Origin of the sequence: Allobosea sp. (assembly GCF_035999205.1) — a bacterium.
Lineage (GTDB): Bacteria > Pseudomonadota > Alphaproteobacteria > Rhizobiales > Beijerinckiaceae > Allobosea.
Map to the genome: position 1 here is coordinate 511,075 of NZ_DASYHA010000026.1, position 19,728 is coordinate 530,802.

Annotated in this window: 20 protein-coding genes and 1 tRNA gene; 16 read left to right on the forward strand and 5 right to left on the reverse strand. The window is 65.8% G+C overall.

All coding sequences use genetic code 11. From position 1 onward, the window contains the following. The first annotated feature begins 46 nt into the window (after window positions 1-46). The gene (locus VGN82_RS24360; RefSeq protein ID WP_327529656.1) at window positions 47-226 is read left to right on the forward strand and encodes a hypothetical protein; all 180 of its coding nucleotides are present in this window, start codon (window positions 47-49) and stop codon (window positions 224-226) included. Between the two features lie 40 nt (window positions 227-266). Continuing rightward, window positions 267-494 (forward strand): hypothetical protein, encoded by a 228-nt coding sequence (locus tag VGN82_RS24365; protein WP_327529963.1) that lies wholly within the window; start codon window positions 267-269, stop codon window positions 492-494. A gap of 196 nt (window positions 495-690) precedes the next feature. Here VGN82_RS24365 and VGN82_RS24370 read toward each other — a convergent pair whose 3' ends face one another. Then, window positions 691-1,233, reverse strand: coding sequence for a DedA family protein (locus VGN82_RS24370; RefSeq protein ID WP_327529657.1), 543 nt, complete (start codon window positions 1,231-1,233; stop codon window positions 691-693). 287 nt (window positions 1,234-1,520) lie between these two features. Between VGN82_RS24370 and VGN82_RS24375 the strand changes: the two genes are divergently transcribed. Together VGN82_RS24375 and VGN82_RS24380 are read left to right on the forward strand one after the other, a co-directional pair. Then, window positions 1,521-2,378, forward strand: a complete 858-nt coding sequence (locus tag VGN82_RS24375) for an ABC transporter ATP-binding protein (protein ID WP_327529950.1) — start codon at window positions 1,521-1,523, stop codon at window positions 2,376-2,378. After that, a complete protein-coding gene (locus VGN82_RS24380; RefSeq protein ID WP_327529658.1) occupies window positions 2,375-3,163 on the forward strand; it encodes an ABC transporter permease in 789 nt (262 codons plus the stop codon). Before VGN82_RS24375 ends, VGN82_RS24380 begins: the two co-directional genes overlap by 4 nt. A 23-nt stretch (window positions 3,164-3,186) precedes the next feature. Here the strand turns inward: VGN82_RS24380 and VGN82_RS24385 are convergent, their stop codons facing one another. Beyond that, complete coding sequence (locus tag VGN82_RS24385) at window positions 3,187-3,933, reverse strand: bestrophin-like domain (RefSeq protein ID WP_327529659.1); 747 nt, start codon at window positions 3,931-3,933, stop codon at window positions 3,187-3,189. A gap of 167 nt (window positions 3,934-4,100) precedes the next feature. Here VGN82_RS24385 and VGN82_RS24390 point away from each other — a divergent pair, with 167 nt between their 5' ends. From VGN82_RS24390 to VGN82_RS24420, 7 genes are all read left to right on the forward strand, one after another. Further along, a complete protein-coding gene (locus VGN82_RS24390; RefSeq protein ID WP_327529660.1) occupies window positions 4,101-5,132 on the forward strand; it encodes an ABC transporter substrate-binding protein in 1,032 nt (343 codons plus the stop codon). Between the two features lie 74 nt (window positions 5,133-5,206). Then, entirely contained in the window at window positions 5,207-5,614 is a 408-nt protein-coding gene (locus tag VGN82_RS24395) for a nuclear transport factor 2 family protein (protein ID WP_327529661.1), read from the forward strand. An 89-nt stretch (window positions 5,615-5,703) separates the two neighbouring features. Further along, window positions 5,704-6,552, forward strand: a complete 849-nt coding sequence (pdxY, locus tag VGN82_RS24400; protein ID WP_327529662.1) for a pyridoxal kinase PdxY — start codon at window positions 5,704-5,706, stop codon at window positions 6,550-6,552. A 5-nt stretch (window positions 6,553-6,557) separates the two neighbouring features. Beyond that, window positions 6,558-7,673: an endonuclease/exonuclease/phosphatase family protein gene (locus VGN82_RS24405; RefSeq protein ID WP_327529663.1), complete on the forward strand. Its 1,116-nt coding sequence runs from the start codon at window positions 6,558-6,560 to the stop codon at window positions 7,671-7,673. A gap of 5 nt (window positions 7,674-7,678) precedes the next feature. After that, complete coding sequence (locus tag VGN82_RS24410) at window positions 7,679-8,581, forward strand: PhzF family phenazine biosynthesis protein (RefSeq protein WP_327529664.1); 903 nt, start codon at window positions 7,679-7,681, stop codon at window positions 8,579-8,581. Continuing rightward, entirely contained in the window at window positions 8,578-9,300 is a 723-nt protein-coding gene (locus VGN82_RS24415) for an NUDIX hydrolase (RefSeq protein ID WP_327529665.1), read from the forward strand. Before VGN82_RS24410 ends, VGN82_RS24415 begins: the two co-directional genes overlap by 4 nt. A 27-nt stretch (window positions 9,301-9,327) precedes the next feature. Then, window positions 9,328-11,415 (forward strand): M3 family metallopeptidase, encoded by a 2,088-nt coding sequence (locus VGN82_RS24420; protein WP_327529666.1) that lies wholly within the window; start codon window positions 9,328-9,330, stop codon window positions 11,413-11,415. A gap of 90 nt (window positions 11,416-11,505) precedes the next feature. Here VGN82_RS24420 and VGN82_RS24425 read toward each other — a convergent pair whose 3' ends face one another. The 3 genes from VGN82_RS24425 to VGN82_RS24435 form a co-directional block, all read right to left on the reverse strand. Further along, the gene (locus VGN82_RS24425) at window positions 11,506-11,859 is read right to left on the reverse strand and encodes a hypothetical protein (protein ID WP_327529667.1); all 354 of its coding nucleotides are present in this window, start codon (window positions 11,857-11,859) and stop codon (window positions 11,506-11,508) included. 67 nt (window positions 11,860-11,926) lie between these two features. Further along, window positions 11,927-12,430, reverse strand: a complete 504-nt coding sequence (locus VGN82_RS24430; protein ID WP_327529668.1) for a cytochrome c — start codon at window positions 12,428-12,430, stop codon at window positions 11,927-11,929. 122 nt (window positions 12,431-12,552) lie between these two features. Beyond that, complete coding sequence (locus VGN82_RS24435; protein ID WP_327529669.1) at window positions 12,553-13,194, reverse strand: YoaK family protein; 642 nt, start codon at window positions 13,192-13,194, stop codon at window positions 12,553-12,555. A 411-nt stretch (window positions 13,195-13,605) separates the two neighbouring features. Here VGN82_RS24435 and VGN82_RS24440 point away from each other — a divergent pair, with 411 nt between their 5' ends. The 5 genes from VGN82_RS24440 to VGN82_RS24460 all read left to right on the forward strand — a co-directional run bounded on the left by VGN82_RS24440 (window position 13,606) and on the right by VGN82_RS24460 (window position 19,604). Beyond that, window positions 13,606-15,186: a 2-isopropylmalate synthase gene (locus VGN82_RS24440; RefSeq protein WP_327529670.1), complete on the forward strand. Its 1,581-nt coding sequence runs from the start codon at window positions 13,606-13,608 to the stop codon at window positions 15,184-15,186. Window positions 15,187-15,399: 213 nt separating this feature from the next. Further along, window positions 15,400-16,674 carry a solute carrier family 23 protein gene (locus VGN82_RS24445; RefSeq protein ID WP_327529671.1) on the forward strand — a complete coding sequence of 425 codons (1,275 nt, stop codon included), beginning with the start codon at window positions 15,400-15,402 and terminating at the stop codon, window positions 16,672-16,674. Between the two features lie 142 nt (window positions 16,675-16,816). After that, window positions 16,817-16,892 (forward strand) — tRNA-Lys (locus VGN82_RS24450). Window positions 16,893-17,199: 307 nt separating this feature from the next. Continuing rightward, window positions 17,200-17,799 carry a TRAP transporter small permease subunit gene (locus VGN82_RS24455; protein WP_327529672.1) on the forward strand — a complete coding sequence of 200 codons (600 nt, stop codon included), beginning with the start codon at window positions 17,200-17,202 and terminating at the stop codon, window positions 17,797-17,799. Window positions 17,800-17,951: 152 nt separating this feature from the next. Continuing rightward, complete coding sequence (locus VGN82_RS24460; RefSeq protein WP_327529951.1) at window positions 17,952-19,604, forward strand: TRAP transporter large permease; 1,653 nt, start codon at window positions 17,952-17,954, stop codon at window positions 19,602-19,604. The last annotated feature ends 124 nt before the right edge of the window (window positions 19,605-19,728 follow it).

Below are 19,728 nucleotides of genomic sequence, written 5' to 3' on the forward strand. Positions count from 1 at the left end.
CAGCGGCGCGTTTTGGTCGTCAGGAAGGGGCACAGGGAGCGGGCACATGACATGGGATCATGAGAGAGCCGACCAGCGGCATCGCCATGGGGTGGAGCGAAACCGGTCCGATGCGAAAGCCTCCCGGCGAGAGGCGGCCGAAGAGTTGGGCGTGGACTGGGCGTTGCTGAGCGCGTTGCTGGGCGGATTGGCCCTTGCGGCGTTCTTCAACACGTTCGTCGGCTGATCCCGGGCCGAGGGGTCGCGGGTACGCGGAGAAACGGATCATGAGCATCGAGGCGGAAGAACGCGCCAAGGCGCAGAGTGAAGGGCCGGCCGGAGGCGACAAGGTTCCGCCGATGCGGGCGCAGGATCACAGCGATGCCGATCCCGCGGTCGAGACGCCGGTCGAGGCACGGCAGGGCTTCCTCGGCGCGCCGGTGCTGATGGTGCTGGTCGGTGGGCTGGCGCTGGCGATCGTGGCGTGGATCGCAGTGGAGATGCTGACCTATTGAACCCGCATGCCGGCCCTCTGGGCACGGAGCGGAAGTGGACATTCCCTGGCTGAGATTGACGCGGTTGCCGATCAGAGATGGGAGGTAGCGATGCAAGTCTTGAAGGTCATCGATGGACCGGTCGCGGCCGGTGTGGGTTTGGCGCTCTCGCTGGCGCTGTTGCTGGCGGTAATCCTCGGCCTGGCCTGAAGCGCCGTTATCGCGACAGCATGCCACCCTGTGTCGCCATTTCGGCGAGACGGCCGGCTCCGTAGATCAGGGCGAACCCCCAGGCTGCCGAGGCGGTCCAGTTCGCGATCTGGAACGGCCAGAACGGCATCTTGACGATGCCGGCGACGATCGCGATCACCGCGCGCAACGGCCCGAAGAAGTGGCCGATCAGAATGCTGGCGACACCCCATTTCTCGAAGAAGGCGTGGCCGCGCGCCAGCAGTTCAGGCCTGTCCTTGAAGGGCCAGTGGTCATCGACACGCGGGCCGAGTTTCTCGCCGACCCAGTAGGAAATCCAGAACCCGAAGCCGGAGCCCGCCGCGGCCGCGATCGCCAGCGGCACGAGATTGAGGCCCGACGCGCCGGCCACCGCACCGAATGCCGTGAAGAAAACGGTTGCCGGCACGAGCCAGGAGAGGATGGCGACACATTCGCAGAACGCGATCAGGAAGACGATCGGGATCGCCCATTCCTGATTGGCGCGCATGAATTCGACGAGCGCCTGCATCCAGAGTTCGAGTTGGGCCATGACTGTCCTGGTCGCTTCGTGTCTGGTCGCGTCTTGCCTGGCCGCCCGAGCGGAAGGCTGTGGGCTTATCGCCGCCCGGTCCGACCATTGCAACCGAAGCATGGTCGCAGCAGGGCGTACGGCAGATGCCTCAGCCGAAGGATGGCTTTGCCTATCCCGGCCGATGGCTTAGTCTCCCCGGCAACGACGAACACTAGGTTCGGCCGGCGCCATCAAGAGCGCCCGACGCCGACGGGGAAACGGGTTTCATGGAGTTGCAGAAGCGCCCGCATGGCGATGCGGGAGCGATGGATTTGCCGTCGCAGACATCATCGGCCTCGCAGCCTGCCGCGGTCGCGCTCGGCGGGCTCGACATCACCTTCCATCTCGATGGCGGCAATCGCTACAAGGCGGTGACGGGCGTCGATCTGAGCGTATCCGCTGGCGAGTTCGTCTCGGTCGTCGGTCCGACCGGCTGCGGCAAGTCGACCCTGCTCAACGCTGCGGCGGGGCTCTTGGTGCCTTCGGCCGGGACGGTCACCATTTTCGGAAAGCCGCTTTCGGGGCTGAACCGGCGGGCGGGCTACTTGTTCCAGGCCGATGCGCTGATGCCCTGGAAGACGGCGCTCGACAACGTGAAGGTCGCGCTAGAGCCGATGGGAGTCTCCGACGCGGAGGCCGACAGGCGGGCGCGGGACTGGCTCGCACGCGTCGGCCTGCGCGCCTTCGTCGATCGCTACCCCCACATGCTCTCGGGCGGTCAGCGCAAGCGCGTGGCGCTGGCCCAGATGCTGATCCGCGACCCCGAGATCCTGCTGATGGACGAGCCCTTCGGGCCGCTCGACGCGCAGACGCGGCAGATCATGGGCAATCTCCTGCTCGACCTCTGGTCGAAGGACCGGAAGGCGCTGATCTTCGTGACGCATGACCTCGAGGAGGCGATCGCGCTGTCCGACCGGGTTGTGGTGATGTCGGCAGGCCCTGCCGCCGGCATCGTCGCGGATTACCGGGTGCCGCTGCCGCGCCCGCGCGATATCGCCGAGATCAGGCTGGAGAAGGCCTTCCACGAGATCCACCGTGACATCTGGGCCTCGCTGCGCGTCGAGGTGCAGAAGGCCTATGCGATGGGCGAGGGCAAGGATCTGGTCGAGGGGGCGACGCGATGAGCCGGGTGAAGCTTCTCGTCCTGCAGGCGCTGGTGATGGTCGTCGCCCTGGCGATCTGGCATCTCGTCACCACCACTGGCCTGTTCGGTGACGTCAAGACGACGCAGTTCTTCTTCTCGACGCCGGGCGATGTCCTCGCCCGCACCTGGAAGCAGCTGACCGGCACGGATATCTACTGGCATCTCGGCATCACGCTGACCGAGACGGTGCTGGCCTTCGTCATCGGCTCGGCAGCAGGTATCCTGTTCGGCTTCGTCTTCGCGCGAAACGCACTGCTGGCGGCGGTGTTCGACCCCTATATCAAGGCCGCGAACGCCCTGCCGCGCGTGGTTCTGGCGCCGATCTTCGCGCTCTGGTTCGGGCTCGGCATCTGGTCGAAGGTCGCGCTCGGCTTCACCCTCGTCTTCTTCATCGTCTTCTTCAATGTCTATCAGGGCGTGCGCGAGGTCTCGCCGACGGTGCTGGCCAATGCCCGCATGCTCGGCATGAACGAGCGCCAGCTCTTCCGCCATGTCTACTGGCCGTCTGCCCTGACCTGGATGTTCTCGTCGCTGCACACCTCGGTCGGCTTCGCGCTGGTCGGCGCCGTGGTCGGCGAATATCTCGGCTCGTCGGCCGGGCTCGGCTACAAGATCCACGAGGCCGAGAGTGTCTTCGACGTCACCGGCGTGTTCTCGGGGATGCTGATCCTGGCGATCTTCGTCATCCTGATCGATTCCGTCGTGACCATGGTCGAGAAGAAGCTGCTGGTCTGGCGCCCGGGGCAGAGTTCGACGACGACGTAGTCGCCGAAGCCGGGCAGGGCGGCTTACCGGCTCATTTCAGCGACGGCGCGTTGCAGCGGCGCGGGCGAAACCTGGATCGGGCCCTCGAACGGGGCATCCATGTCGACGATCAGGTAGATCGCCCCGCCGATGAGGGCAGAGGCTGCGATGAAGCCGCTGACGATCACGGCGTTCCTCGGCGCCCGGAAGCCGAAGGTCGCGAAGATCAGGACCAGCCAGGCGACGAGCATCAGCACCAGCGGCCGCGGGATCGAGCCCTCGGCCTGTTCCACCAGCGCCCAGCGCAGTTCGAGCACCTTGCGGTACTGCTCGCGGATGTCGTTCCAGATCGAAAGCTGCGGCTCCCTGCTCGGTGCCAGCGCCCGCAAGCCGGTTTCGACCTCCTCGAGCAGCCGTTCGTTGGTCTTGTCGGAGTGCCCGCCTTCGACAGTCCAGCCGCTGGCGGCGCGTTCCGTGTAGGAACGGAGCTCCCGGCGCGCTCCGCTCGCCTCGGGCCCATAGAGAAGCAGCATCCTGTCGAGCAGGATCAACTCGGTCGCGTAGCTGTGCACGTCGCGATTGACCGCGTCGAACCTGCCCTTGGCGGATGAGATCATCAGGCCGAGGACGAGCGACGTCATCACGATGAAGATGTTGGCGATGAGCCGCACGACGGCGTGGGTGTCGTCCTGGCGCTGATGCGGCGGAAGCCGTTCATAGGAGAACAGGGCGCCGAGCGACGCACCGACCAGGCAGAGGAACACGAAAATCGCAATGCGAACTTCGTTCATGGCCGGACCTTTTGCGCGCAGGCCGCAGGCCGAATTGGCCGACGTGCCGGAAGCGCTGCTATTTCTCGGGTGGACGCAGGATTCTTGCTCCCGCTGCTCGATCTCGCCTATGTTCATCGGGAATGCGCTCTCCAGAGGCGCAAACCAGTTCAACCGGAGGAATACCCATGATCCTTTCACGCCGCGCGGCGCTTGCTGCGCTCGCGCTTTCCACCTCGCTGGGCTTTGCGCCCCATGGCGCGCTCGCGCAGAATGCCGAGAAGCCCAAGCTGACGCTCGGCGTCGGCGGCAAGCAGCTGCTCTATTATCTCCCGCTTACCGTCGCCGAGAAGAAGGGTTTCTTCAAGGATCAGGGTCTGGATGTCGAGATCAATGACTTCGGCGGCGGCGCGAAGTCCCTGCAGGCGCTGGTCGGCGGGTCTGTCGACATCGTGACGGGCGCCTATGAGCACACCATCCGCATGCAGGCCAAGGGCCAGGATATCCGTGCCGTGGTCGAGCTCGGACGCTTCCCCGGCATCACCATCGCGGTGCGCAAGGATCTCGCCGACAAGGTCAAGTCGGCTGCGGACTTCAAGGGGCTGAAGATCGGCGTCACCGCGCCGGGCTCCTCGACCGCGCTGACGGCGCAATACGCCATGGTCAAGGCCGGGCTGAAGGCGACGGATGCGCCGATCATCGGCGTCGGCGCCGGCGCGAGCGCAGTCGCTGCGATCAAACAGAAGCAGGTCGACATCATCTCCCATCTCGATCCGGTGACCTCGAAGCTGGAGCAGGACGGCGATATCGTCTCGGTGATCGACACCCGTACCGAGGCCGGCACCAAAGCGCTGTTCGGCGGCTCGAACCCGGCCGCGGTGCTCTATCTCAAGAATGATTTCGCCGAGAAGAACCCGGTCACTACGCAGAAGCTGGTCAACGCCTTCGTCAAGGCGCTGAAATGGCTCGAAACCGCGAAGCCTGAGGATGTCGCCGAGCTCGTTCCGGCCGAATATCATCTCGGCGACAAGCCGCTCTACCTGCAGGCCGTGAAGAACTCGCAAGAGAGCTATTCACGCACCGGCATCTCAACGCCCGACGGGATGAAGAGCATGTATGACGCGCTCAAGCTGCTCGATCCCGAGCTGGCGTCGTCCAATGTCGATCTGAGCAAGACCTTCATCGATACGTTCGCCAAGAAGGCGGCAGCCGGCTCCTAGCATCTCGACTTCTCGCAGCCGCTCGGTCAAACTCGGTCTATTCCCAAAGGGAAACCTGCCCAAGGAGAGCCGAGATGATCGAGCGCGCTGCGATCGAGACCTTGCTCAAGGACGCCTATGCGGCGCGGGTGCAAGGCGACCTCGACAAGGTCATGACCTATTTCCATCCGGAGTGCCGGTTTCATTTGATGGGGGCGCCGGATGTCGCGCCCGCCTGCAATCCGCAAACCGGCTGCGATGCCGTCCGCGCCCACATGGCGGGGCTGATCGGAACCTTCGCCTTCTCGAAGTTCGAGATGCTCGGCCTGATCGTCGAAGGGGAGCGGGTCGCCCATCACTGGCGCGCGGACGTCACCTTCGTGCCGACCGGGAAGACCCAGAATTTCGAGGCCTTCGACATGATCACCTTCGAGGATGGGAAGGTGCGTAGCCTGACGCAGTTCACCGATACGGCGAGCGTCATGCGGCTCAGCCTGTCCTGAGCCGGCTGGTCGCACCCATCCGCTTTCGATTTGCGATCGGGCAGGGCTAGCGGCTAGACGTTGCCTTCCCGCCGCAAGCATGGCCGCCCATGAACATCCTCTCCATCCAGTCGCACGTCGCCTATGGCCATGTCGGCAACGCCTCCGCCGTCTTCCCGATGCAGCGCCTCGGGGTCGAAGTCTGGCCGATCCATACGGTGCAGTTCTCGAATCATACGGGATACGGCGCCTGGAAGGGTCGGGTCTTCGACGGGGGAATGATCGAGGAGGTCATGGAGGGTATCGCTGAGCGTGGCGTGCTGCCCTCCTGCGACGGCGTGCTCTCGGGCTATATGGGCTCGGCCGATATCGGCCATGCGATCCTGCATTCGGTGGAGCGGGTCCGCGCCGCCAACCCGAAGGCGCTGTATTGCTGCGATCCGGTGATCGGCGACGTCGGGCGCGGTGTCTTCGTGCGGCCGGGTATCCCGGAATTCATGCGCGAGCAGGCGGTTCCGGCGGCGGATATCGTGACGCCGAACCAGTTCGAGCTCGAACTGCTCACCGATATCGAGATCAGGACGATCGCGGATGCGCATCGCGCCGTCGAGACGCTGCGCGATGCCGGGCCGAAGGTCGTGCTGGTGACGTCGCTCTCGACTGACGAGACTCCTGACGATGCGATCGACCTGATGGCGGCGGATGCGCGCGGGGCGTTCCGCGTCCGCACGCCCAAGCTCGACGTCAACGTCAACGGCGCCGGCGACGCGATCGCAGCGTTGTTCTTCGTGCATTACATGCGGGAGGATTCGGCCGCGGCCGCGCTCGCCAAGGCCTCGGCCTCGATCTATGGCCTCCTGAGACGGACAAGGGACGCGGGCTCGCGTGAAATCCTGACCGTCGCGGCGCAGGACGAATTCGTCACGCCTTCGCATCAGTTCGTGCCCGAGCAGCTCTAAGCGCGATGAGGCTGCGCGTCGGCACCTTCAATGTCGAGAACTTGTTGACGCGCCATCGCTTCGCGACCGGCGAGCGGGGCGACACTTCCGCGGCGATGTCGCTGTTCCATTTTCCGCGAAACGACGAGCGGGAAGCCGTCGAGCGGTCCCTGGCCGTTGCCCTCGAGGACGACAAGCGCCAGATGACCGCGCTCGCGATCGCCGAGGCGCAGGCCGATCTGTGGATGCTGCAGGAGGTCGACTCGCTGGCGAGCCTGCAGGCATTTTTCGCGAACTACGTTCATCGCATCGCGGACCATCGCTACGGCCATTTCACGCTGATCGACGGCAATGACCGCCGCAGCATCGACATCGGCTTCGCCGCCCGCCGCGACCTGCTGGCACCGCAGCGGATCTCGGTGCGATCTCACAAGGATCTCAGCTTCGCCGAGGCCGGCGTTTACGATCATGACCTCGCCACGCTCGGGATCCCGCGCGGCGGCCTGGTGTTCGCGCGCGACTGCCTGCAGATCGACCTTGATCTCGGCGACCGCGGACTGACGCTGTTCGGCTGCCATCTCAAGTCGATGAACAATGGCCGTGACGACGGGCGCCAGGCGACACTGCCGGTACGCCGCGCTGAGGCGCGGGCCGTGAAGCATCTTGTCAGGCAGCGCTTCGGCGAGGGCTGGCGCGAGGCGAACTGGATCATCCTCGGCGATCTCAATGCCTATCGCTTCGGCCTTGGCCCGCTGGCGGAGCGGATCGACGAGGGTGAGAGCGGGATCGAGCCGCTGCTCGACGATTTCGCCATCGACCCGATGGAGAGCTTGCCCCAGCATGAGCGCTGGACGCATTTCCGCCGGTTCTGGTCGGAGGAGCGCGAGCGCCTGGTCGAGACGCATATGCCGCTCGACCATATCCTGCTGTCGCCGGCTCTGGCGGCCGCCAATCCCAAACCCACGATGCAGATGATCCGCCGGGGGCTGCCTTACCGCGTGCCTCTAGACCCGCGTGAAGCCGACCGCTCGATGGCGCGGCTTGCGACCTGTGCGGACCGCTATCCGCGCGTCGGCTGGGACAGACCGAAAGCCTCCGATCACTGCCCGGTCACCATCGATCTCGCAATACCGCAGGAATGACCCTTATGGCCCGCCGCTTCGTTACCCTCGACGTCTTCACCGCGACGCCTCATGCCGGCAATCCGCTGGCGGTCGTGCTGGACGCGGAGGGGCTCGATACCGCCGCGATGCAGGCGATCACGCGCGAGTTCAATCTCTCCGAGACGGTGTTCGTGGCGGGGGCGGCGGAACGCGGCCATCGCGCATCACTGCGCATCTTCACGCCCGGCCGAGAGCTGCCCTTTGCGGGGCATCCGACCGTCGGCGCCGCCGTACTGCTGGCCCTGCGCGATAGCGCGGAGGGCAGGGGCGCCGACGTGATCGTGCTCGAGGAGCAGGTCGGCCCGGTGCCCTGTGCCGTCTCCGTGGCGAGTGCGCGGACCGGCCATGCGACCTTCACCTTGCCGCGCCTGCCGCAGGAGCTGGAGCCGCCGGCCGGGCTGCCGCTGATCGCCGGAGCGCTCGGGCTCGACCGCCGCGAGATCGGCTTTGACCGGCACGTGCCGAGCGTGGTCTCCGCGGGCGTGCCCTTCACCTTCGTACCGGTATCGAGCCTCGAGGCGCTGGAGCGCGTGCGCCTCGACACGACACTATGGTCGCAGGCGATCAGGCCGGCCGACCAGCCCAATGCCTTCGCCTATTGCCGGCAGGTCCGCGATGCCGGCCACGACTTCCATGCCAGGATGTTCGCTCCCGCCATGGGTGTGAGGGAGGATCCGGCGACCGGATCCGCCGTCGCCGCTTTCGCAGATGTGATCATGCGCTTCGAGCAGCCCGGAGACGGTGACCACCGCTTCACGGTCGAGCAGGGCTATGAAATGGGCAGGCCGTCTCAGATCACGCTGGAGATGAGCGTCCGCAAGGGCGCGCTGGTGTCGGCGCGGATCGGCGGATCGGCGGTCGTCGTCAGCGAAGGCGTGCTGCTGTGAGCGCGGGCGTCGAGAACGGCAGGATCGTCCAGCTTTCCCGCGTCGAGGCGCAGGTCGAGGCTTATGACTGGCATTTTGCACGCGAGAACGGCGAGGACATCGAAAGGCACTGGGCGCATATCAGCAGCGGCAAGCCGGCGATGTTCAACGGCAGGGTGATGTTGCAGCACCGTGCCGCGATCCGCGGCGGCGTGTTCGAGGCCGGGTATTTCGAGACCGACTACGCCGCCTTCATGACCTGGCGCGATCGCGGCCACCCGGGGCCCGTTATCCGCAACGGCTTCGCCATGGCTGCACTGCGGGCCAATGACGGCGCCTTTCTGTGCGGCAAGATGGGCGATCACACCGCCAATGCCGGCAAGGTCTATTTCGCGGCCGGCACGCCTGATCGCGAGGATGTCCGTCCCGACGGCACGCTCGACCTCGCCGGCAGCGTCATCCGCGAGCTGGGCGAGGAGACGGGCCTGCGTCTCGACGAACTCGCCGTGGGCGAGGCGTGGACCGCGGTGATCGAGGAGGGGCGCATCGCCTTCATGCGGGAGGTCGCGATCGATCTGCCGGCCGCGGACGCGCGGGCGCTGATGCTCGAACGCATGCGCGATCTCGAGGAAGAAGAGCTCTCCGACATTGTGATCGTGCGCAGTCTCGCCGAGACGACGTCACTCGACATGCCGCCCTTCATGCGGCGCTATCTCGCGCATATCTTCGCTGGCGACTGACCCCGCCTGCCTTTCGAAAGCAATCCGATGACCCCTGCCGAAACCGTCCATCCGGAAGCGTTGCCTCTCCCGTCGGAAAACCCCTTCGCCGCGCGCTGGGAAACGCCGTTCGGATTGCCGCCCTTCGCGGCGATCCAGCCGGAGCACATCCGACCCGCCTTCGACGCTGCGCTCGCCAAGCACAAGGACGAGATTGCGGCGATCACGGCCGATCCGGTGGCTCCCGATTTCGCCAACACGATCGAGGCGCTCGAGCGGGCCGGCCGGGCCATGTCCCGCGTCGGCGGCGTCTTCTACAACCTGACCGGTGCCGACACGAACGAGGCGCTGCAGGCGATCGAGCGCGAGATGTCGCCGATCACCTCGCGGCACTGGTCGGCGATCATGATGGACGAGGCGCTGTTCAAGCGCGTCGATGCGGTCTTTGCGCAGCGTGACGGGCTCGGGCTCGATGCCGAGCAGGCTCGGCTCCTGGAGCGCACCCATCGCGGCTTCGTCCGCTCGGGCGCGCAATTGGGCGCCGAGGACAAGGCGAGGCTGGCTGCGATCAACGAGCGTCTCGCCGGCCTCGGCACGCAGTTCAGCCAGAACGTGCTGAAGGACGAGTCCTCCTATGCCCTGATCATCGAGGACGAGGCGGGCTTGGCCGGCCTGCCGGCCTTCCTGCTGGCGGCAATGGCGCGCGCTGCGGCCGATCGCGGCCATCCCGGCAAGCATGCAGTGACGCTGTCGCGCTCGATCATCGAGCCCTTCCTGACCTTCTCGACGCGCCGCGACCTGCGCGAGGAGGCATTCGTGGCCTGGAGCAAGCGCGGCGAGAACGGCAACGAGAGCGATAACCGCGCTATCGTTGCCGAGATGGTGACGCTGCGGGCCGAGAAGGCCAGGCTCTTGGGCTTCGCCACCTTCGCGCATTTCAAGCTCGACGACACGATGGCGAAGACGCCGCAGAACGTGCGCGACCTGCTTGAGCTGGTCTGGACCCCGGCCAAGGCCCGCGCCGCCCAGGAGGCAGAGGACCTTGCCGCGCTGGCACAGGCGGAGGGCGAGAACGGGCCGATCCGTCCGTCGGACTGGCGCCACTATGCCGAGAAGGTGCGGCAGCGGACCTATGCGCTCGATGAGGCCGTTCTCAAGCCCTATCTCCAGCTCGACCGCGTCATCCAAGCGGCCTTCGACGTCGCCGGCAAGCTGTTCGGGCTCGCCTTCGAGGCCAAGCCGGAACTCGCCGGCTATCACCCGGATGCGCGCATCTGGGAAGTGAAGGAGGCGGCGAGCGGTCGGCATATCGGCCTGTTTATCGGCGATTACTTTGCGCGCGCCTCGAAGCGTTCGGGAGCCTGGATGAGCGCTTTCCGCGGCCAGCGCAACTTCGGAGGCGAGGTCCGCCCGATCATCGTCAATGTCTGCAACTTCGCCAAGCCGGCCGAGGGCAAGCCGGCGCTGCTATCGATCGACGATGCGCGCACGCTGTTCCACGAGTTCGGCCATGCCCTGCACGGGCTGCTCTCGGACGTGACCTATGGCTCGCTCGCCGGCACCTCGGTCTCGCGTGACTTCGTCGAACTGCCCTCGCAGCTCTACGAGCACTGGTTCCTGACACCCGAGGTCATGAAGGCCTATTGTCTGCACGCGGAGACCGGCGAGCCGATTCCCGATGCGCTGATCGAGAAGATCAAGCGGGCACAGACATTCAACCAGGGCTTCGCCACGGTCGAATACACCTCGTCGGCCCTGGTCGATCTCGCCTTCCACTCATTGGAGGAGCCGGGCGAGATCGATCCGCTCGCGTTCGAAAAGGCGGAGCTCTCGCGGCTCGGCATGCCCGCCGAGATCACGATGCGCCACCGCACCCCGCATTTCAGCCATGTCTTCTCGGGCGACGGCTATTCGGCCGGCTATTACAGCTATCTCTGGTCCGAGGTGATGGATGCCGACGCGTTCAACGCCTTCCTGGAGGCCGGCGACGTGTTCGCGCCGGAACTGGCGAGCAAGCTCAAACGCTACATCTATTCTGCCGGCGATACGCGCGATGCAGCCGAAGCCTACACGCTGTTCCGCGGCCGCCTGCCGACGCCGGATGCGCTGCTGGCGAAGCGGGGGCTGGCGGCCTGACGACCGGCGTCATGCTCGGGCACGACCCGAGCATCTCCTGAGAGATTCTCGGGTCTGCGCTTCGCGTCGCCCGAGAATGACGTAACGTGACTATCCGGGATAGCCGAACCTCGCCTTGGTCGCCCTGATCTGCCCAATCGCGCCGCCATCATTGCCGGCGGCGCAGGTCGAGCGGGCGGTCGCGATCTCCGACGAAACGCGCGTGTGCACGCCCTTGGTGGTGTGGCCGGTGGCGAGATCGTTGTCGATCACGGCCTGGAAGCGGTCGACCTCGCCGGCGCAGCCCGAGCCGGTGGGCATGCGGAAGGTATTGGGGGTGACGCCGGTCGCTGCCTGCTCCGGGGGAGGGGCCGGCGGGGTGTTGCCCGAAGGAGTCTGGCAGGCCGAAAGCGAAAGTCCGCAGCCGAGCGCGAGCAGGGGCAGGAGGCGGGAAGAGATCGGCATCGGGGTGCTCCGCGGCGAGATGGCCGGGACGATGCCTGATTCTCGGGCAGCGCGAAACCGCGTCGCCTCAGGGCATGACGACGTTGAAATAAGGTGCGGTCGGCTTCTCATTCGGGCCGACGAGCGTCGGCACCGCGTTTCTCACCGGCTTCAGGCTCTTGAGATAGCCGGCGAGGGCAGCTGCGTCGGCATCGGTCAGCCTGCCGTAGTTCTCATAAGGCATCGCCGGTGCAAGCATACGCCCGTCCGGCCGTACGCCGGTGCGCACCGCCTTGACGATATCCGCCTGCGACCAGTTGCCGAGGCCGGTCTCGCGATCCGGCGTCAGATTGGGCGGATAGAAGATACCCAGGCCCGGAATGCGGAAGCCGACTTCCGAGCCACCGAAGGCGCGGCTGAAATCCGGCTTGCCGAGAAACTTGCCCGGCGTGTGACACCCCGCGCAGTCCATGATGGTGGCGAGATATTCGCCGCGCCGCACGGCGTCGCCCGAAGCCTGTGCCTGCGCAGGGACGGGCGAGTGCGAGGTCAGGGCGAGCATCAGCAAGGTCGTCGCGACAGGCAGGCGCATCGTCGTCCCCCTTCGTCGTGACCATGCCTCCCGGGGCAGGGCCGAGCACAGTGTCGTGATGACGCAAGGTAATCTTATGAGGAGGGGCGTTCCAGTCTCGATTTCGAGAAAATCGTAACTGGTCAGCCTTCGTGCAGGAGGAAGGCGGCTGCGATCGTCATCGCAAATGAGGCGCTGGCTGCCAGCCAGATTGCGTCGAGGCCGATCAGGCGGTGAGCGGCTGCGCCCGCGACGGCACCCGAGAGCAGGCCGAGCCAGAGCAGGAAATGCCGCAGGAAGGCCAGCGGCGGGCCTCCGAGCATGGCGCCGGCGATGCGCTGCCCCATCTTCACCAGCGTCCCGGTCATGTAGGTCAGACCGATTGTAACCTCGCCGTCGCGCTGGAAGACGGCGTTTTCGGAGCCCATCGCCACTGCGAGCAGGCAGACGGCGGCCATGGTGAAGCCGCTGGTGTCGAGCCCCGCCGAGGCGACGAGGCAAATCGTCACGAAGGCGAGCACCGCTGGCGGCCGGTGCCGCCCCGCGGCGTGGCCGACGAGGGTGCCGAGCACGACCCCACCGACGAAAAGGGCGAGGATACCGGCGGCCAGCGCGATGCCGCCGCCATGGCCGCCCGCGAGCTCGATGCCGAGCCGGGTCGTGTTGCCGGTCATGAAGGACACGAAGAAGCCGCCGAGCGCGATGAAGCCGAGCGCATCGATATAGCCCGCGAGGCCCGAGAAGCAGGCGGCGAGGATGATCGCCCGGCGGTCGTAACGCATCATTGCGGCTGGTCCGGCGGCGGCCGGAGGGAAGGGCGGGCGCACTCCCGGGCCTTGAGTCGCGCCGGCGTCAGCATAGGATTTTTGTGCCGCTCTTCATAATTCGCCGGCGCATGCGGACATATGCTTGCGCGGCAGGGGCGCTTTCGGTTACATCGTGACGAGCCTCGTAAAGGATTGCCCGTGGTTTCGACCGCCGCCCATGTCCGGATGAACGCCCGCGCCGCCGCGCGGACGGTCCGCATGCGCGCCTCCTCGACCCCGCTCCTTGGTCTCCTTCTTCTCCTTAGCCGCCCCTGAGGGCCGGCCGGGCATGCATGCCTGGGCGCTCAGGGGAGTGACGAGAACGACCTTCCAGACATCAGGCGCCCTGCATCCGACGAGAGCGGCGCCAAGGCTTTCAGGAACAAGACCATGACCGAATCGAACCGGGCCCACGCCACCGGCAGCTCCTCCGCAAAAGACCGCGTCCTGATCTTCGACACCACGCTGCGCGATGGCGAGCAGTGCCCCGGCGCGACCATGACCTTCGAGGAGAAGCTCGAGATCGCCGAGATGCTGGACGCGATGGGCGTCGACATCATCGAGGCCGGCTTCCCGATCGCGTCGGACGGCGATTTCGAGGCGGTGTCCGAGATCGCGCGCCGCAGCAAGCGCTCGACGATCGCAGGCCTGGCACGCGCCATCACCGCCGACATCGCCCGCGCCGGCGAGGCCGTGCGCCATGCCGGCCGGCCGCGCATCCACACCTTCGTCTCGACCTCTCCGATCCATCTGGAGCACCAGATGCGCAAGAGCGAGGCAGAGGTTCTGGAGATCATCACCCGCACCGTCGCGCAGGCCCGCAACCTGGTCGAGGATGTCGAATGGTCGGCAATGGACGCCACGCGCACGCCGATCGAGTATCTGTGCCGCGCCGTGGAAGCAGCGATCAATGCAGGGGCGACCACGATCAACCTGCCCGATACGGTCGGCTACGCGACGCCTGACGAATACCGGACGATGTTCCGTCAGGTGCGCGAGCGCGTCCCCAATGCCGACAAGGCGATCTTCTCGGTGCATTGCCATAACGATCTGGGCCTGGCGGTCGCAAACTCGCTGGCCGGCGTCGAAGGCGGCGCGCGGCAAGTCGAGTGCACGCTGAATGGCATCGGCGAGCGCGCCGGCAACGCCGCGCTGGAAGAGGTCGTGATGGCTTTGCGGGTGCGCGGCGACGTGATGCCCTATGACACCGGCATCGATGCGACCATGCTGATGCGCGCCTCCAAGACGGTCTCGAACGCCTGCTCCTTCCCGGTGCAGTACAACAAGGCGATCGTCGGCCGGAACGCCTTCGCCCATGAGAGCGGCATCCATCAGGACGGCATGCTGAAGAACAACACCACCTACGAGATCATGACGCCGGCCTCGGTCGGCGTGACCAAGACCTCGCTGGTGATGGGCAAGCATTCCGGCCGCGCCGCCTTCCGCTCCAAGCTGAAGGAAATGGGCTACGAGCTGGGCGACAACCAGCTGGAAGACGCCTTCACTCGCTTCAAGGCGCTCGCCGACCGCAAGAAGCATGTCTATGATGAGGACATCGAGGCGCTGGTCGACGACAACATCGCGACCGCGCATGACCGGGTGAAGCTCGATTCGCTGACGGTGATCGCGGGCACGCGCGGCCCGCAGCGCGCGACCATGCGGCTGGACGTCGAGGGGCGTCTGGTCACCGAGGAGGTCGAAGGCAACGGACCGATCGACGCCATCTTCAACGCGATCAAGACGATCGTGCCGCATGAGGCGACGCTGGAGCTCTATGACGTCCATGCGGTTACCGAAGGCACCGATGCGCAGGCCGAGGTCACCGTGCGGCTGACGCATGAGGGCTTCTCGGTCACCGGCCGCGGCGCCGATCCGGATACGCTGGTCTCCTCGGCCAAGGCCTATCTGGTCGCGCTGAACAAGCTGATGGCCAAGGGCGTCCGCCTGCACGCGCAAGCCGCGGCGGAGTAGCGCGGACGACCACGTCATGCTCGGGCTTGCCCAGAGCATCTCCTGGTCGAGATTCTCGGGTCTGCGCTTCGCTCCGCCCGAGAATGACGCGAATGCCCCCTGATTCCAGTGGATGACCGCGCCATCATCTGGCGCGGCTTCCGAACTTGCCTTCATCCTCTCCGCAGAGCGGCGGCCGTCCGGCCGCCACGGGCATGCGGGGAGCGACCGGCGATGGCGGGCTATTTTCCAAACTGGACCTTGAAGACTTCCGGCGCGGTGATGCCGGATGAGCGGCTTCCCGTCGCGCAGACCTTCATCGCCGGGCTGCAGCATGTCGTCGCCATGTTCGGCGCGACCGCACTAGCGCCGATCCTGATGGGGTTCGACCCCAATGTGGCGATCTTCTTCTCCGGCGTCGCGACGCTGCTGTTCTTCGTCATCACGCGCGGGCAGTTGCCGAGCTATCTCGGCTCGTCCTTCGCCTTCATCGGCGTCGTGATCGCGGCGACCGGCTATGCCGGCTCCGGCCCCAACGCCAATATCGGTATCGCCCTCGGCGGCATCATCGCCTGCGGCGCCCTCTATGCGGCGATCGGCCTGCTCGTGCAGGCGGTCGGCACGGCCTGGATCGAGAAGCTGCTGCCGCCGGTGGTGACCGGCGCGGTCGTGGCCGCGATCGGTCTCAACCTCACCGCCGTCGCGATGAACATGATCTCGGCCAGCGCCTACACCAAATGGATCGCGCTGTTCACGGTCATCGCCGTGGCCCTCGTCGCCGTCTATGGCCGCGGGCTTGCCCAGCGGCTGCCGGTGCTGATCGGCGGGCTTGCGGCCTACATCGTCTATGCCGCGACGGCTTCGAGCTTCGGCGCGCCGCCGGTCGATTTCGGGCGCATCGGCGCGGCCGCCTGGTTCGGGCTGCCGAACTTCGTTGCCCCGGTCTTCGATGCCAAGGCGATGGCCCTGATCGCCCCGGTTGCGATCATCCTGGTCGCGGAGAATCTCGGGCACATCAAGGGCATTGCCGTGATGACCGGGCGCAATCTCGACCATCTGATCGGGCGCGGCTTCATCGCCGACGGTGTCGCCACCATGATTGCGGGCTCGGGCGGTGGCACGGGCGTCACCACCTATGCGGAGAACATGGGCGTGATGGCGGTGACCCGCGTCTATTCGACGCTGGTTTTCGTCGCGGCCGGCCTCATCGCGTTGGTGCTCGGCTTCTCGCCGAAGTTCGGCGCGGTGATCGGCACGATTCCCGTGGCCGTGCTGGGCGGTCTCGCCGTCGTCGTGTTCGGGCTGATCGCTGCGACTGCCGGGCGAATCTGGGTCGAGAACAAGGTCGATTTCTCCGAGCCGAAGAATCTTCTGACGGTTGCGACGGCGCTGATTCTCGGCGCGGGCGACCTCAAGCTGCCGATCTTCGGCTTCGAGCTCGGCGGCATCGGCACCGCGACCTTCGGCGCCATTGCGCTTTATCACCTGCTGAACCGCAAGACGGCCTGACCAAATCAGGCCCGCCGAAAATGTTTTCGGCGGGCCTCACATATTTCTGTCACAGGTGGGTGGACAGGCCCGGGTCGCTTTGCTACATCGCCGCCTGCCTGACGCGGCCGACGCCGCTGACCGGCGGCGCTTCGTGGCGTATGGGTGATTAGCTCAGTTGGTAGAGCAGCTGACTCTTAATCAGCGGGTCGTAGGTTCGAGCCCTACATCACCCACCACGACCCTTCCTTGCGGACATCGTTGAAGAGTCTGGCTTCGGATGGCGCCCCATTCGGGGTGTCGTGTTTCCGGCCTCTGGCTGCCCGCATTGCCGCGCCATGACCGCCCGTAGCGATCATCTCTTCGAGCACGCGCTCGCGACCGTCGCAGTTCGCGGCTTGAGGCCATTTGCGCTGCCGACAAGCGCGGCAGGTGGCCGAATGGATGAGATGCTTGCCGGCTTGTGCCGGCCATAGCCTTCCTATAACCGAAACGCGCAACAGCCCCGCGTCGAAAGCGGGCGCGCACGTATTTGGGAGCACCGAAGTGAAGGGACTACTCCGGCTCAGCAGTGTCATCGACACGGTGAACACCCAGATCGGCAGGAAAGCGGCCTGGCTCATCCTGCTGGCTGTCATCGTCGCGACGGTCAACGCCATCATCCGCAAGGTCTTCAACGTCTCGTCGAATGCCTGGCTTGAGCTGCAGTGGATGCTGTTCGGTGCGGTGTTCCTGCTGTGCGCGTCCTGGACGCTGAAGGTGAAGGAGCATATCCGCATCGATATCGTGAACAGTGCGCTGCCCAAGAAGGTCCAGCAATGGATCGACCTGATCGGCCACACGCTGTTCCTGATGCCGTTCTGCTTGCTGATGGTCTACCATTCATGGCCGTTCTTCCTGCGCTCCTACGCCATCAACGAGCAGTCGCTCTCCGCTGGCGGCCTGCCGCAATGGCCGGCCAAGGGGCTGGTCGTCATCGGCTTCGTGATGCTCGCCTTTCAGGGCGTTTCCGAGATCATCAAGCAGATCGCGATCATGCGCGGCGACCTCGAGGACGAGGAAACCCTGAAGGGTCATGCCGCCGCGGCCGAGGCCGAAGCCCAGCGCCTGCTCGACCAGGCCAAGGAACAGGGGCTCGCCTCGTGAGCAACGCCAAGGACGTTCGGACACCCGCCATGACCGCTTCCCGCCTGCCGCGCCTTGCCGGCCTCCTGCTCGCGCTCTCGCTCGTCGCCTTCTTCGGCCTCCATACCGGCGATGCCCATGCCGCCGGCCTCGGCGACTTCCTGCGCGTCAATATGGCGCCGGTGATGTTCGCCGCGCTGGTCGTGTTCCTGCTGCTCGGCTATCCCGTCGCCTTCGCGCTGGCCGCCAACGGCCTGCTCTTCGCGCTTGTCGGCATCGAACTTGGCCTGTTCCAGGAAAACTTCCTGCAGGCGCTGCCGGAACGCATCTACGGCACGATGAACAACGACGTGCTGCTGGCGATCCCGTTCTTCACCTTCATGGGCCTCATCCTCGAGCGCTCGGGCATGGCGGAAGACCTGCTCGATACGATCGGCCAGCTTTTCGGTCCGATCCGCGGTGGTCTCGCCTATGCCGTCATCTTCGTCGGCGCGCTGCTGGCCGCTACGACTGGCGTCGTCGCGGCCTCGGTCATCTCGATGGGCCTGATCTCGTTGCCGATCATGCTGCGCTATGGCTATGACCGGCGCCTGGCGTCGGGCGTGATCGCGGCCTCGGGCACGCTGGCGCAGATCATTCCGCCTTCGCTCGTCCTGATCGTGCTGGCCGACCAGCTCGGCCGCTCTGTCGGCGACATGTATGAAGGCGCGTTCATTCCCGGCCTCGTGCTCTCTGCGCTCTATGCCGGCTATGTCTTCCTCATCACCATTGTCTATCCGAAGCGCGCTCCGGGCCTGCCGCCGGAAGCCCAGACGCTGCGCGATGCCGACGGCAAGACACGGCGGCTCTCGCTGCTGGTCATCACGATCATCGCTTTCGGCCTCGCCTACGCCTACATGAAGCTGTTCACCAAGGTGACGGCGGGCGCGGACTTCGTGATCCTGACGATGTCGATCGCCGTCGGTGTCTCCTTCGTCATTGCTCTAGCCAACAAGCTGCTGGGGCTGAATTTGCTCTCGCGCATGGCCGAGCAGGTTGTGTTCGTGATGGTGCCGCCGCTGGCGCTGATCTTCCTGGTGCTGGGCACGATCTTCATCGGCGTGGCGACGCCGACCGAAGGCGGCGCGATGGGCGCGGCGGGCGCGATCCTGCTGGCCTATGGCAAGAAGCGCATGACCTTCGACCTGCTCAAGCAGGCGACGGAATCGACCGCCAAGCTCTCGGCCTTCGTGCTGTTCATCCTGGTTGGCGCGCGCGTGTTCTCGCTGACCTTCTACGGCGTCAACGGCCATATCTGGGTCGAGCACCTGCTGGTCGGGCTGCCGGGCGGCGCGACGGGCTTCCTGATCGTCGTCAACGTGATGGTGTTCCTGCTCGCCTTCTTCCTCGACTTCTTCGAGCTGGCCTTCATCATCGTGCCGCTGTTGGGGCCTGCCGCGGACAAGCTCGGCATCGACCTGATCTGGTTCGGCGTCATCCTTGGCGTGAACATGCAGACCTCGTTCATGCACCCGCCCTTCGGCTTCGCGCTGTTCTTCCTGCGCTCGGTCGCGCCAAAGGACAGCTATCGTGACAAGATCACCGGCAAGATGATGGAGCCGGTCACCACGGCCCAGATCTACTGGGGTGCCGTGCCCTTCGTGGTGATCCAGTGCATCATGGTGGCACTGGTCGTGATCTTCCCGTCGATGGTGATGCACTACAAGGCGTCCGCGGTGCAGCTCGATCAGAAGTCGATCGACAAGCAGTTCGACTCGATCCAGATCCCGGGAATGGGCGGCGGTTTGCCAGGGCTCGATCTGAGCGCGCCCCCCACCTTCAAGTAGGGCACCACACAGCTCCAACGCATGCGACGCCGGCCTCAGGGCCGGCGTCGTCGTTTGGGCTTGGCTTGTGCGGCGGGTGGGAGCGGCGGACCTTTCGGCACGGCGAGGCGTTGTCCCCGAAAGA

What these genes read in the sequence shown, in the direction of transcription:
- VGN82_RS24385 (WP_327529659.1), bottom strand. Translation starts at nt 3,933, where the DNA reads ATGAACGAAGTTCGCATTGCGATTTTCGTGTTCCTCTGCCTGGTCGGT.
- VGN82_RS24430 (WP_327529668.1), bottom strand. Translation starts at nt 12,430, where the DNA reads ATGCGCCTGCCTGTCGCGACGACCTTGCTGATGCTCGCCCTGACCTCG.
- VGN82_RS24370 (WP_327529657.1), bottom strand. Translation starts at nt 1,233, where the DNA reads ATGGCCCAACTCGAACTCTGGATGCAGGCGCTCGTCGAATTCATGCGC.
- VGN82_RS24375 (WP_327529950.1), top strand. Translation starts at nt 1,521, where the DNA reads ATGGATTTGCCGTCGCAGACATCATCGGCCTCGCAGCCTGCCGCGGTC.
- VGN82_RS24435 (WP_327529669.1), bottom strand. Translation starts at nt 13,194, where the DNA reads ATGATGCGTTACGACCGCCGGGCGATCATCCTCGCCGCCTGCTTCTCG.
- VGN82_RS24360 (WP_327529656.1), top strand. Translation starts at nt 47, where the DNA reads ATGACATGGGATCATGAGAGAGCCGACCAGCGGCATCGCCATGGGGTG.
- VGN82_RS24445 (WP_327529671.1), top strand. Translation starts at nt 15,400, where the DNA reads ATGGCGGGCTATTTTCCAAACTGGACCTTGAAGACTTCCGGCGCGGTG.
- VGN82_RS24395 (WP_327529661.1), top strand. Translation starts at nt 5,207, where the DNA reads ATGATCGAGCGCGCTGCGATCGAGACCTTGCTCAAGGACGCCTATGCG.
- VGN82_RS24365 (WP_327529963.1), top strand. Translation starts at nt 267, where the DNA reads ATGAGCATCGAGGCGGAAGAACGCGCCAAGGCGCAGAGTGAAGGGCCG.
- VGN82_RS24405 (WP_327529663.1), top strand. Translation starts at nt 6,558, where the DNA reads ATGAGGCTGCGCGTCGGCACCTTCAATGTCGAGAACTTGTTGACGCGC.
- VGN82_RS24425 (WP_327529667.1), bottom strand. Translation starts at nt 11,859, where the DNA reads ATGCCGATCTCTTCCCGCCTCCTGCCCCTGCTCGCGCTCGGCTGCGGA.
- VGN82_RS24380 (WP_327529658.1), top strand. Translation starts at nt 2,375, where the DNA reads ATGAGCCGGGTGAAGCTTCTCGTCCTGCAGGCGCTGGTGATGGTCGTC.
- pdxY (WP_327529662.1), top strand. Translation starts at nt 5,704, where the DNA reads ATGAACATCCTCTCCATCCAGTCGCACGTCGCCTATGGCCATGTCGGC.
- VGN82_RS24460 (WP_327529951.1), top strand. Translation starts at nt 17,952, where the DNA reads ATGGCGCCGGTGATGTTCGCCGCGCTGGTCGTGTTCCTGCTGCTCGGC.
- VGN82_RS24420 (WP_327529666.1), top strand. Translation starts at nt 9,328, where the DNA reads ATGACCCCTGCCGAAACCGTCCATCCGGAAGCGTTGCCTCTCCCGTCG.
- VGN82_RS24440 (WP_327529670.1), top strand. Translation starts at nt 13,606, where the DNA reads ATGACCGAATCGAACCGGGCCCACGCCACCGGCAGCTCCTCCGCAAAA.
- VGN82_RS24390 (WP_327529660.1), top strand. Translation starts at nt 4,101, where the DNA reads ATGATCCTTTCACGCCGCGCGGCGCTTGCTGCGCTCGCGCTTTCCACC.
- VGN82_RS24410 (WP_327529664.1), top strand. Translation starts at nt 7,679, where the DNA reads ATGGCCCGCCGCTTCGTTACCCTCGACGTCTTCACCGCGACGCCTCAT.